This is a genomic window from Vibrio sp. 378, assembly GCF_033339435.1.
Genome location: NZ_JAWOUO010000009.1, coordinates 161,121 through 173,775 on the forward strand (window position 1 = coordinate 161,121; position 12,655 = coordinate 173,775).

Here is a 12,655-nt window from a genome sequence, read left to right on the forward strand (position 1 = left end):
TTCGTTACTTCTTAAGTGCTGCTTTCACTGCTTCAATACGTCGTTTTTCTTGCTCGTCACGAATCGCAGGGCCTTTAAAGCCCTCTTTGATTATGGTTTGAACGTCAACTGCCGCTGCTGCTTGGTAGGCTTGCCTAAAAATATCCGCCTGTGGATATGGTTGCGTTTCCAGTCCTTTACGACCAGCGTGATCCGCTTGGCAGCAAAGCAAGATATCTTGCAGACGTTCGGACTTACGCCACACATCAAGTTTATTGAGTATTTTAATTATGGTTTGTGGTTTAAGTTCAGCCGCGCGATGAATATTGGAGTGCTGTTCACACACCATCAAGGCTAAATCACGAAACTCATTTGGTACCCGGACACGTTCGCACAGCTTTTTGATCAGTTTTAATCCTGTATGGCAATGCATTTTGTGGCTTGGCCATTCGCTCTCTGGCGTCACGCCCTTACCCAAGTCATGCACTTGGGCGGCAAACCTGACGGGGAGTGAGTTACTCAATTTTGCGGCTTGCTCTGCCACCATCAAAGTATGGATGCCAGTATCGATTTCTGGATGCCACTTCTCAGGTTGAGGTACGCCAAATAGTGCATCAATTTCAGGTAACACCACGGTTAATGCCCCACAGTCTCGTAGAACCGATAAGAAGATATCAGGGCGAGGAGTAGAGAGAGATTTATGCCATTCTTGCCAAACACGCTCGGGAGTCAGTGTGCTCAGCTCTCCGGACTCTGCCATGTGACGCATTAACCGCATGGTTTCGTCGGCAATCGTAAAGTTTAGATCAGCAAGCTTCGCTGCGAAGCGAGCGACACGTAAAACGCGTAGAGGGTCTTCAATAAAGGCGTCTGATACATGGCGTAGCAGTTTATCGTTGAGATCTTGCTGGCCACCATATGGGTCATGGATCCTGCCATCACTCTCCATTGCCATCGCGTTAATGGTTAAATCACGACGTATCAAATCTTCTTCTAAGGTGACGTTTTGATCGAAGAAACATTCAAAACCAGTGTAACCAGAACCTGACTTTCTCTCTGTTCGTGCAAGGGCATGTTCTTCTTTACTTTTGGGATGCAGAAATACAGGAAAGTCTTTACCAACGGCGGTGTACCCTTGGGACAACATCATCTCAGGCGTCGCGCCTACGACCACCCAATCATTGTCATAACTATCAATTCCGAGCAATTTATCTCGAACTGCGCCACCTACTAAATAAACTTGCACGAATTACCTCTTAATTTATGGATATGCCGTTGGACATTGTAGCAAGCAATGGTACTTTTCTTTACTCCCGAGAGTAGATGCGGCTATGTTTATATTATATCTGACTATTCTCAGGTGGTTTTTTAGCTGGAGAGCCTAATGTATAAGGACTTTTTTGGGTTTGTCGAACAACCATTTTCGATTGTTCCAAACTCACGTTATTTGTATTTAAGCCAACGTCACAAAGAGGCAATCACACATCTCCAAGCTGGGCTAGGCGATGGCGGTGGCTTTGCTATGCTTACTGGCGAAGTAGGTACAGGCAAAACGACCGTCGCAAAAGCGATGCTGGCGAATTTGGGTGATAACACCAAAGCGGGTCTTATCCTCAATCCCACGTTTTCGAGTAGAGACTTGCTCGAAGCCATTTGTGATGAGTTCAAAATCACCTATCCGCCAGACGCAAACCTCAAACAGCTAAACCAGGTTATCCATCAATATTTGCTGCGTAATTATCGTTCAGGCTGGCAGACATTGCTGGTCATTGATGAGGCTCAACACCTTGCTGCCGACGTTCTAGAGCAGTTGCGCTTGTTGACCAACTTGGAAACCGATACCAGAAAACTGCTCAAAGTGTTGTTGGTCGGGCAGCCTGAATTGCAGCGGTTATTACAAACAACACAACTACGCCAACTTGCCCAGCGTATTACCGGGCGTTATCACCTGTTGCCGTTGGATGAAAAAGAGACAGAAGATTACATCGCATTTCGACTACATACAGCAGGTGGCGACCAGCAACTGTTTAATCGTGCTTCTTGTAAACTTATAGCCAAATACAGTCACGGTATACCGCGGCTCATCAACCTTATCTGTGACAAATCCCTCAACATTAGTTATCACCAGGGTAATGTGGTTGTGGATAAGCAAACCGTTCAGCAGGCCTGTGAAGAGGTGATGCAGTTTCAGGCAGATATTTATCAGCAAGATAAAAAAGAGCGCCGGACTTTCCGTTGGCCTGCTTGGGGCTCTGTCACGGTAGGCCTTATTGCTGCATTAAGTACGGGGTGGGCGGTCGTGAATTATATGCCAGCTCAAGCGACGTCAGTGTTGACACAAGTGACGGAGCCAAGAGTAGAGCCAACACCAACCGTTGTCAGCCAACAGTTAACGGATGAGCAGCGTGATTTATTGTTAACACAAAAACAGTCGAACCTCGCTGTAAATGATTTGTATCGTTTGTGGGGATATCAAGCATCGGTTCGCGATAATCTTTGTTTGTCAGAACCGCAGTCGACTATGCGTTGTGAGCGTAAAATGGCGACTTGGCCGCTGTTGATGCAACAAAATCGCCCTGTGATCTTGGAGTTGAATTATCAAGGTGATGTTGGGTATGTCATTCTATATGCCGTCGGTAATGACCAAGCTGAAGTGCTCAATGGTAAGCAGCGTCTCCGTCTGCCAATTTCATGGCTAAAGCCGTTGTGGCAGGGCAATATTATCGAACTGTGGCATGCTCCGCTGAACGAAACATTACGTTTAGACATGGAAGGCCCTGCGATTGAAGTATTAGACCGATTATTAGCAGAAGCGGTGAGTGAGCCACTGCTTGAAACGTCTATTTTTGATGGTGCGATGAAAGAGCGAGTCGAGTTATTTCAACGTTGGCAAGGAATTGGTGTCGATGGTATTGCAGGTAAGCGAACGCTAGACCGACTTCAGCAAAATGTTCAGCCAGATGCGCCTCAACTGGCGAGAATAGAGAAGGAGGACGTATAATGTCAGCTGTGAAACATATAGGTCTGTTCTTGCTGCCAATCACTGCTTCTGCTATCGGAGTCGCTTGGTACTTAGATCTCTTTGCACCGAGTGTTGAAGTAGATACAACGTCCCCGATAGAAAAGGTCGAAGTGGTATCACCTTTCAAAGTATTAGACTATCCAGAGAACACCCAGTTGGCCCAATTGCCAAGAGAGTGGCCAAGTGCAGATCTATCGCGTGATTTTGGTACATTTACCACCCCCGATGAATACACGAGCCATACACCAAGCAGAGATGAAACACGCGACTCAGCATCAACCCAAACGACTTCTGCTGCTGAAGAGGACCTCGGGTTGTCTTTGGATGATCTGGATTTATCCTCATTATCTCCTGATTTAGCTAGGAAGGTCGAAAATGCCTTATCCCGAGATGATGACAATTCGTCATCACAAACGGCACGCGTGAACGATTTAGAGCGCAACGCTCACCAGTGGCAAGGGCGTCTACCTGCGCTTAATTTGCAAACCCATATGTACGCTAGTGATGAAAATCGCCGTTGGGTGAAAATTAACAATGTTGAGTATCATCAGGGGGATGTCGTTGATGATCAGGTCACTCTAAGAGAAATACAACCGCAAGCTGTGATTGTTGAGTTCCAAGGTGAGCAAATTCGTATACCAGCGTTGTATGAGTGGAAAGGGTAACTCTTGTAGAAACACATCAAGCCAGCGAAATCATATCGCTGGCTTTTTATTTTTCAGAGCATCTTTTGCATCTATTCTGGTGATGATTTCTAGATACTCAAACAAGCAAAATATAGCTTTCCTCAGTCGTTTAAATAGCACCAATATCATTCATCTATTGATAGCGCGATTCCAGTCAGCGTTGTGTAAAAAGACACCATCTTCACGAACTTCGGAGTAATGATTTGGTCCACGTTAGACCCCATCTCATAATAGGAGTCTAAACAGAGACACATGCGTATTCTGATTTTTTCTTTAAGCATTGTTGCATCGACAAGCTATGCAGCAAAGCCAGACCCATTCCCAGTTACACCAGATAGTCGCGGGCAAGATTTCATGGTCAGTGCGACGAATCCTTACGTGAGCAGTACCGGTTACTCAATATTGAAAGAAGGCGGTAACGCTGTTGATGCTATGGTCGCGATGCAGATGGTGATGTCTGTCGTTGAGCCAGATATGACCGGAATTGGCGGCGGGACTTTCGCGCTGTTTTATCAACATGACGAGAAAAAATTTCTGGCCCTTGATGGTCGAGATGAAGCGCCCTCTAGCGCGAACCCTGAAATGTTTGTTGAGAATGGGGAAGTACTCAGTCGCAACGAAATATTAGGCCCTCGTTCTGTTGCGGTTCCGGGCACATTGCGGTTGCTTTACACCACTCATGAACAATACGGCAAGTTGCCATGGGCAGAGCTGATTAAGCCGGCGATTACATTGGCGAGCAATGGGTACGCGATGAACAGCTACACCTACGACATCGTAGTAAGAGAGCAAAGCCGACTTGAGCAAGATCCGGAAGTGAAAGCCTTGTATTGGCAAGGGGACGATATTAAGCCGACGGGAACCTTGATGAAGAACCCTAAGATGGCTGAGACGCTGAGGAAGATCGCGCAACAAGGCGATCGTTACCTTTATGGTGGTGAGCTTGGTCAGCACATCGTAGAGACGGTTAATAGTCGTATTGATGACCAACACGAGAAGTTGTCTTTAGAAGATTTTAAACATTACCAAGTGAAGCAGCGTGACATCATTGAGAGCGACTACCGTGGGAATAAAATCGTCTCTTTTGGTTACCCAGCTTCGGGCGGTGTGATGGTCGCTCAGAGTCTTGAACTGCTCGCACCCTATGACATTGCCCATATGGCGAAAACGGATGTGGAACCTTGGCGTCTCATGACTGAAGCGATGCGAATTGCAAAAGCCGATCGTATTGCGTATGCCGGAGATCCGGATTATGTGGAAACGCCAGTTGAACAGTTGTTGTCTAAAGCCTATCTAGATCAGAGACGTGATTTAATCCCTGATAATGGCACTTTAAAAGAGGATCCAAAAGCAGGACAGATAACGCAAACTCAGTATGCGCAATATCAAGGCTTCGAGAGCAAAGATACAGGGCATATTTCTATCGTCGATAGAGATGGAAATGCAATTGCGATGACCAGTACCGTAGGAACGGGTATGGGCTCGGGTGTGATGGTCGATGGCGTTATCTTGAACGCGCAGATGGCTAATTTCTCACCTCAGCCAACGGTTAACGGCAAACCTACGCAAAACTCAATTGAAGCGGGCAAGCGTCCACGTTCGGCTATTACGCCATTAATGGTGATGGACAGTGATGATAACTTGCGTTTGGTGGTTGGGTCACCAGGTAGTTCACAAATCCCGGGGTATGTACTCAAAACCGTGGTTGGGGTGCTGGATTGGAACTTATCAGCGCAAGAGGCTATTGACTTACCAAACATCCAGTATGGCACTAAGATAGACCGCACCAAGTCTTATGACCCGACTGGTTTGCTGGTGGAAAAGAAAACGTTCGCAGAAATGTTGGTGCCTGAGTTTATGGAGCTTGGCTACCCAGTGCACGTTATTCCAGTGGTAAGCGGTTTGAATGCAATTGAGCTAAAAGATGGCAAGCTTTATGGCGCAACGGATCGTCGTCGAGCCTCTAGTTCAATGGGGGAGTAGTACTCACTTCTATCAAACGAAGCAAACTAAAAAGCCAGTCAATATCGACTGGCTTTTGCGTTCTTTTTAAAGATAAAAGCGTAAGGGTTTATGCCCAACCCGCAGGAGAGCGCTTTCTACGAGGCATGACATGCGGAAGAATCAAACCAAATAGTAAACCTAAACCTGCAACACCGCCGCCATAAGTGAAGTACTTAAGCAGCATGTCATCTTTTTGTGTATCCAGTTTTGCGCGTAGCTCGCGGTTTTCTGTTTCAACAGAAGTAAGCTGATCGCTGATCTCAGAGTATTTATTTTCTAGATCTGAAATTTGTTGGTTACGTGTTTCGAGAGAGGTAACAAGACCGGCTTTCTCTGCATCAGAAGTTTGACGAGCATTAGCAAGCTGCTCTTTTACTTCGGCTAGCTCTTTCTCAATGCGAGGAAGGCGAATTGCCATGCTCTCTTGGTTTGTCACAAACTTGCTTTGTACCCAACCAGTGCGACCACGGTCATCACGAACTTGCGTATAGCCAGTATCTCGGTTGGTTTTAATCAGTTGTACTTTAGAACCGGCGTTAACACTACCGATAATACGGTAGGTGTTATTTGGACCTGAGTGCATAAAAGTGAAGAGGTCATCAGAAATATAACGGTCTGCTGCTAGGGCCGCTGGCGCTGCTAGCAAAGTAAACAAAACCGTGATGATTAGTTTTTTCACAGTAAATCCCTTAACGATTTTTCTTGGAGACAGCGTTGGCACCGAATGATTGGAGCCGGAAATAGACGAATAGTATGCAGTTTCAAACCTCGGTGCAACAAAGAAGGGAGGCAAAGCCTCCCTTTCTGTGCGTTTGAGTCAATAATGACAAAGCGCTTACATTCTATTGACGAGTGTCTTAAGCGAACATCGCTTGAAGTCCGTAGAAGAATACTACGGCCAATAACGCACCCGCTGGTAGTGTAACGATCCATGATGCCACGATGTTACGAACTACGCCTAGGTTCAGTGCTGCGATACCACGAGCAAAGCCAACACCGAGAACCGCACCAACCAATGTTTGAGTGGTTGAAATTGGCAGGCCTGTACCAGACGCTAGAACTACCGTACATGCTGTTGCTAGCTGTGCTGCAAAACCGCGGCTAGGCGTTAGCTCAGTGATGCCTGTACCAACGGTTGCCATTACTTTGTGACCTAGTGTTGCAAGACCGACCACGATACCAATACCACCAAGAGGTAGAATCCACCAAGCGATGGTGCTTTTCGTGCTGATTTCGCCCATGTGTTCAACAGTCGATACGACAGCAGACAGTGGACCAATGGCGTTTGCAACGTCGTTTGAACCGTGTGCAAATGCCATCGCACAAGCGGTGATAACCATCAGAACGCTGAAGATACCTTCCACGCCAGAAAAGCTGCGGTCTTCTTCGCGATTAGCGAATTTTTTCTGGATGTATACGTAGCCGCCAATCATCACAAGTGCTGAAACTGCTGCTGCCCACATCCAGGCTTCACCATTGGTAAGGTGAAGACCAACGTGTTTTAGACCTTTTTTGATGGTTACAAGTGCAATCACCATTGTTGTGATGAACATGTAAACGGGTACAAAACGTTTCGCGTTAAACAGAGGGTTCTCTGTATCAAAAATCAGGCGCTGTGCGCTGACAAAGATAACGTAAGCAAAGAAACCTGAAATCACTGGCGTAATAATCCAGCTACCAACAATGCCTTGAACGCTGCCCCAGTCAACCGCTTCAGTACCTACTGATACGCATGCAAAACCAATGATTGCACCGATGATTGAGTGAGTCGTTGATACTGGCCAGCCCATGTAAGAAGCAAGAAGCAGCCATGTACCTGCTGCTAAAAGCGCAGACATCATGCCGTAGACAAGAACATCTGGTTGACTAGCAAATAAAGAAGTCTCGATTACACCTTTACGGATAGTGTCGGTTACTTCACCGCCTGCAAGGTAAGCACCTGCAAATTCGAAGATCATCGCAATGATGATAGCTTGTTTTACAGTTAGCGCTTTTGAACCTACAGATGTACCCATCGCATTAGCAACGTCGTTCGCGCCAATACCAATCGCCATCATGAAACCAAAAATCGCTGCAACAATAATCAGGACAGTGCCGTAGTTCGCAAGGATATCCATCGTAATACCTAGTTGTTTTATAACAAGCGGAACAAAATTTTACGCGCGCCAAACCATAAGACGATGAAAATAGTCATCGTCCCTATGACACGTGTTAATTATGCTCTTCGTTATGTCGTTAACTTTATGTTTTAAGATCGAGATAGCATGACTTCCAAACGAGCACCTACGCGCTGCGCTTGGTCGGCAATACCACCTACCCATTCAAGAATCTTGTACAGGAACATGACATCGATAGGGTTCATGTCAGCTTCAATCACCATCAACTGTTGGCGAAGTTCAATCTGCATGGCATCGGTATCATCTTCGATAACGTCTAATTGATGAATCATTTCAGCGACGAGCGTCACTTCACGGCCTTTGAAGCCGGTTTCTAGCAATTCATCAAGTTCATTGATTACCTTTTGCGCCTGATCGGCAGCATCAAGACAACGTTGAACGTAAGCGAGGAAGTTTGGTTGGAGAGCCTCAGGGATGACAAGTTGACGACCATATACACGGCCAGCAATGTCTTTTGCCAGGTTTGCAAGTTTGTCCTGTTGAGTCAAAAGCTCAAGCATGTCAGTACGGTCGACTGGCATGAACAAACCGCGAGGCAGTTTTAGACGGATTTCACGTTTCAGCACATCCGCTTCTTTCTCTAGGTGAGAAATTTGTGCACGGATTTCTGCTGCTTTTTCCCAATCACCCTTTGAAGATACTTCAAAGAATTTCACCAAGTGTGAACAACATTCGTTGACACACACAACGTGGCGTTGCAAAGGCTTAATTGGGGACTTTGCAAATAACCCCATAATTGTATTTACTGGCATGGTCATTCAACCTAATAACTATAACCTTAAAAAAACATACACCATTTCTGAGTGCTTGGCGAAATGTTGAACGATGGCTATAAAGGCGCGCATGGTAACGCATTAAATCGCTCATTAAAACTGTTTTAGATCATCAATCCGGCGATATTTCTCTCTTGCCGTGTGAGAAATTACGCAATATCCTGTTTCTATCTGCTTTGAAAGGTATAGCTATGGAAACCGAAATAGAACTGAAGTTTTTTGTTTCTCCTGAATTTTCAGAAACTTTAAAAGAAAAAATTTCTGAGACAAAAGTACTTCAGCATAGTTGTCGTGACTTGGGTAACACCTATTTTGATACTGCCGATAAATGGCTTCGAAAGCACGACATTGGTTTAAGAATTCGCCGTTTTGATGATGTATTCGTCCAAACCGTAAAGACAGCAGGACGCGTCGTCGCAGGCTTACATCAAAGACCAGAATACAATGCTGAGCACACTAGCGACGAGCCTAATCTGTCGCTTCATCCTCTAGATATTTGGCCCCCAGGTAAAGATGCAGAAACGCTGCAATCCGAGCTTATGCCATTATTCTCGACCAACTTCACACGTGAACAATGGCTGATTGGCATGCCCGATGGCAGTCAGATTGAAGTTGCTTTTGACCAAGGCTTAGTTGTAGCCAAAGGTGAAGACGAAGAAGAGAAGCAAGAGCCAATTTGCGAAGTTGAACTGGAACTTAAGTCTGGCCAAACCGAAGCTTTATTCACACTGGCACGCAGCTTTTGCGAGCAAGGTGGTATGCGCTTGGGTAACTTGAGCAAAGCGGCGAAAGGTTATCGACTTGCAAGCGGTTACGCGGGTGATGAAGTAAAATCATTGGCACTTGTGGACAGTAGTCCGACGGATACCGTTGAATTTTGCTTGATCAACTCTTTAGAGCACGCTTTGTCTCATTGGCATTATCACGAGCAAATTTATGCTGAGCGTGACAGCGTGGAAGCACTGCGTGAAATCAGTAATGCCATTCGTTTCATTCGTCAAACATTGACCATTTTTGGCGGGATTGTTCCTCGTCGCGCGAGCGCGATTCTGCGCCAAGAGCTTAAATGGTTGGAAGAAGAACTGAGTTGGTTGGATGAGCATGCACACCTTGAAGAGCTTTTAGATGACAAAGGCAATGTGCTGCGCAAGTTGGATGCGCGTAAGTTCTTAGTATCTGAGTTGACTCAGCAGTTACAAGAGTTGCCAAGCCGTGAAGAAGTGCTAGGGTTGCTCAATTCCGCGCGTTACACAGGGTTACTGCTGGATCTAAGCCGCTGGATCTTAGCGCGCGGTTGGCAGCCATTTCTTGATGAAAAAGCACGTGAAAAAATGGCAAGTAACATCATGCCGTTTTCAGTTACTCAGCTCGATCGCACTTGGGCTGAGCTAATGGAAGCTTTCCCAGCAGAGCGCGATTTGACGGCGCAAGAGTACGTTGATCAGCGTTATCGCTTATTGCGTAACCTCTATACTGGTATTGGTTTCGCGAGTTTGTATAACTCGGATGAGCGTAACAGCTTCCGTTTACCATGGGCGGATCTAGTGCATGGTATCGATGATCTGCTAATGCTGAACCACTTACTCCCGTTGGTTGATATGCTGGAAGACGCAGAAAAAGAGCAGTTAGAACGCTGGTTGCACCGTCAAGAGCGCTCAATTTTGCATGCAATGGATCAAACCCGAGCGATCAGTGTGGAAGTTCAGCCTTATTGGCGTGAATGATCGTTCTGGTGATAAGAACAAAAAAATAGGACCGCATGGTCCTATTTTTTTGTCTCTGTTTTACGTTGTTGTAGCTCTTTTTCCATGAAATCGAGTCGTTCTAGTATTTGCGCTTGTTGGCTTAGGAGCTGCTCGAGCATACGTTCTTTATTGATTGAACTGTGCGTCTGTTGTTTCGTTGGGGCAGTAAGGATAGAGGTGATAAGACCCGAGATCATACCAAAGATACCCACCCCGCAAACAATGATGATGACAGCCAAAAACTTTCCTATGGAGGTCACTGGATAATGATCGCCGTAACCAACCGTTGAGATTGTTACAAATACCCACCACAAAGCATCGGCGCCAGTACGAATATTCGCTTCTGGGTTTTTCGCTTCGATAAACAGCATTGCACTAGAACCGAGTGTTATGAGGATAACCATCAATAGCAGTATAGAGGCGACCGTGGTTTCGCGGCGGTTTTCTTTGAGCTGATGCAAAATGAACTTTGACGAACGCAGTACTAATACCACTCGCATAATATGAAAAATACGAGCAAAGCGCAGGGGCTCTATCAATGGGATGCTCGCCACGAAATCTATCCAATGACGTTTAAGGAATAACCAGCGATCTGTGGACCGGATCAAATCAATGGTGAGCTGTAGTAGAAAAATACTACAGATTATGAAATCCAGACCGATAAGAACTTGACGGGTTTCGTGATCGATCGGGAAAAACAACAAGCCAGAGATCACAAATAGTGCCATAAAAGACAATATTAGTGACAACAGGCCCATCGGTCGTGTGCTGTCTTTGATATCATTGTTTTTCATACGAAGCTCAAAATAAATCGCGTAACCACGCAAAGCGCGAACATAACTATAAGTAATATAAAGATTATAGATAAAGACTATATAAGACTCGGTGGAGAACTGACAATGGAAAAGCTGGCATTTAAGCCATGGGAAAGGGTCATATCCGACATTCGACTGGTGCCTAAAATGGTCATGTTGATGGTCTTCAGTACGGTCCTGATCGTGGCAAAACAACTGTGGGACGCAAACACTTTTTACGACTCACTTTTAGCGGCGACACAAAACGCGCAAGTTGCCCAACAGCATTATGAAGCATACTTAACGCAAGTTGCTTGGCAAACCGCCTTATTGATAGTGGTTTTTGTCGTGCTCTTATTAGCGGCGGCTAGAGTGATGTTGCGTCAAACACAGTATCTGAGCGACGCGATCAAACTGATGGCGAGCAAGAACCTCTCTGTTCCATTTGGTATGGATTGTAAAGATGAATACGGAGACGTGGCACGTGAATTAGAAAAGACACGTCGACAATTGCACGATGTGATTCAAATGCAAATTAATGCGTCTGATGAATTATCAACGCTCACCGAAGTCATGACACTGAGCATGTCGGAAACGAAGGAATCGGCGCAAGAAGAGTTTAACGAAATTGATCAACTTGCTACGGCGATGAGTGAAATGTCGTCGACGGTCCAAACGGTTGCGGAACATGCCCAGACGGCATCTTCTCTGACAGAGCAAGCTTCCGCACAAGCAATTTCTGGTCAGCAGTTCTTGCAAAGTACAATGGCGAAAATGAGTGAACTTTCGTCGGATATCGCTTCATCGGCACAAGCGGTTAACCAAGTTGAAGAACGTGTTGAAGCCATTGGTAGCGTTGTAGGGACGATTCAAGGCATTTCTGAGCAAACCAACCTGCTTGCACTGAATGCGGCGATTGAAGCGGCGCGAGCTGGCGAGGCTGGGCGGGGTTTTGCTGTGGTTGCAGATGAAGTTCGTAACCTTGCCCAACGTACACAACAAGCGACGGTAGAAATTCAAGAGATGATCGCACAGCTGCAAACCAGTGCTGAATCTGCGGTAGAACTCATGGAAAAAAGCGTTGTGGAAGCGGCAGATGGAAACGAGCTGGTTTCTAATGCTGGATCTGAGCTTGATGGTATTGTTGGGCAAGTGACGCAAATCAATGACATGAACTTCCAGATCGCGACGGCGTCTGGTCAGCAAAGCAGTGTTGCAGAAGAGATGAGCCAAAACCTCACCAATGTACGTGAGTTGGTGGAAGCCTCAGTTGTTGTTGTTACCGAGCTGCTAGAAACCTCTGAAATGATGCAAAATAATGCAGGTGAGCTAGACAAGAAGATCAAATCTTTCCAAGTTTAATATTCGATCCCGAACTTTTGATAAAACGCCCACAAACCTTTTGTGGGCGTTTTTATTTGCTTTCAGTCTGGTATAAAGAATGAGTTACCGTGCTTTTCAAACAAGGAAGAAAA

Annotated in this window: 10 protein-coding genes; 5 read left to right on the plus strand and 5 right to left on the minus strand. The window is 45.9% G+C overall.

Annotated features, from left to right (window positions below; all coding sequences use genetic code 11):
• Positions 1-4 precede the first annotated feature (4 nt).
• Complete coding sequence (locus tag R7Q48_RS17375; RefSeq protein ID WP_047101970.1) at positions 5-1,225, minus strand: multifunctional CCA addition/repair protein; 1,221 nt, start codon at positions 1,223-1,225, stop codon at positions 5-7.
• Positions 1,226-1,363: 138 nt separating this feature from the next.
• Here R7Q48_RS17375 and R7Q48_RS17380 point away from each other — a divergent pair, with 138 nt between their 5' ends.
• From R7Q48_RS17380 to ggt, 3 genes are all read left to right on the plus strand, one after another.
• On the plus strand, positions 1,364-2,980 hold the full coding sequence (locus R7Q48_RS17380) for an ExeA family protein (RefSeq protein WP_167415007.1): 1,617 nt from the start codon (positions 1,364-1,366) through the stop codon (positions 2,978-2,980).
• Positions 2,980-3,666 (plus strand): general secretion pathway protein GspB, encoded by a 687-nt coding sequence (locus R7Q48_RS17385; RefSeq protein ID WP_318132392.1) that lies wholly within the window; start codon positions 2,980-2,982, stop codon positions 3,664-3,666. The genes R7Q48_RS17380 and R7Q48_RS17385 overlap by 1 nt, the downstream gene beginning before the upstream one ends.
• 273 nt (positions 3,667-3,939) lie before the next feature.
• On the plus strand, positions 3,940-5,670 hold the full coding sequence (ggt, locus tag R7Q48_RS17390; protein ID WP_025768393.1) for a gamma-glutamyltransferase: 1,731 nt from the start codon (positions 3,940-3,942) through the stop codon (positions 5,668-5,670).
• 88 nt (positions 5,671-5,758) lie between these two features.
• On the opposite strand, the gene R7Q48_RS17395 is transcribed toward ggt, so the two are convergent.
• The 3 genes from R7Q48_RS17395 to R7Q48_RS17405 all read right to left on the minus strand — a co-directional run bounded on the left by R7Q48_RS17395 (position 5,759) and on the right by R7Q48_RS17405 (position 8,620).
• Entirely contained in the window at positions 5,759-6,370 is a 612-nt protein-coding gene (locus tag R7Q48_RS17395; protein WP_005379900.1) for a TIGR04211 family SH3 domain-containing protein, read from the minus strand.
• Between the two features lie 178 nt (positions 6,371-6,548).
• Positions 6,549-7,808: an inorganic phosphate transporter gene (locus R7Q48_RS17400; protein WP_005379898.1), complete on the minus strand. Its 1,260-nt coding sequence runs from the start codon at positions 7,806-7,808 to the stop codon at positions 6,549-6,551.
• Positions 7,809-7,939: 131 nt separating this feature from the next.
• The gene (locus R7Q48_RS17405; RefSeq protein WP_005379896.1) at positions 7,940-8,620 is read right to left on the minus strand and encodes a TIGR00153 family protein; all 681 of its coding nucleotides are present in this window, start codon (positions 8,618-8,620) and stop codon (positions 7,940-7,942) included.
• 212 nt (positions 8,621-8,832) lie between these two features.
• On the opposite strand from R7Q48_RS17405, the gene R7Q48_RS17410 reads away from it, so the two are divergent.
• Entirely contained in the window at positions 8,833-10,365 is a 1,533-nt protein-coding gene (locus tag R7Q48_RS17410) for an inorganic triphosphatase (protein ID WP_005379894.1), read from the plus strand.
• A 41-nt stretch (positions 10,366-10,406) separates the two neighbouring features.
• On the opposite strand, the gene R7Q48_RS17415 is transcribed toward R7Q48_RS17410, so the two are convergent.
• Positions 10,407-11,180: a potassium channel family protein gene (locus tag R7Q48_RS17415; RefSeq protein WP_005387432.1), complete on the minus strand. Its 774-nt coding sequence runs from the start codon at positions 11,178-11,180 to the stop codon at positions 10,407-10,409.
• Positions 11,181-11,285: 105 nt separating this feature from the next.
• Here R7Q48_RS17415 and R7Q48_RS17420 point away from each other — a divergent pair, with 105 nt between their 5' ends.
• Positions 11,286-12,542, plus strand: coding sequence for a methyl-accepting chemotaxis protein (locus R7Q48_RS17420; protein ID WP_005379890.1), 1,257 nt, complete (start codon positions 11,286-11,288; stop codon positions 12,540-12,542).
• Positions 12,543-12,655: the final 113 nt, after the last annotated feature.

Coding starts and splice junctions, on each gene's coding strand:
- R7Q48_RS17415 (WP_005387432.1), bottom strand. CDS start 11,180: ATGAAAAACAATGATATCAAAGACAGCACACGACCGATGGGCCTGTTG.
- R7Q48_RS17410 (WP_005379894.1), top strand. CDS start 8,833: ATGGAAACCGAAATAGAACTGAAGTTTTTTGTTTCTCCTGAATTTTCA.
- R7Q48_RS17400 (WP_005379898.1), bottom strand. CDS start 7,808: ATGGATATCCTTGCGAACTACGGCACTGTCCTGATTATTGTTGCAGCG.
- R7Q48_RS17385 (WP_318132392.1), top strand. CDS start 2,980: ATGTCAGCTGTGAAACATATAGGTCTGTTCTTGCTGCCAATCACTGCT.
- ggt (WP_025768393.1), top strand. CDS start 3,940: ATGCGTATTCTGATTTTTTCTTTAAGCATTGTTGCATCGACAAGCTAT.
- R7Q48_RS17420 (WP_005379890.1), top strand. CDS start 11,286: ATGGAAAAGCTGGCATTTAAGCCATGGGAAAGGGTCATATCCGACATT.
- R7Q48_RS17380 (WP_167415007.1), top strand. CDS start 1,364: ATGTATAAGGACTTTTTTGGGTTTGTCGAACAACCATTTTCGATTGTT.
- R7Q48_RS17405 (WP_005379896.1), bottom strand. CDS start 8,620: ATGCCAGTAAATACAATTATGGGGTTATTTGCAAAGTCCCCAATTAAG.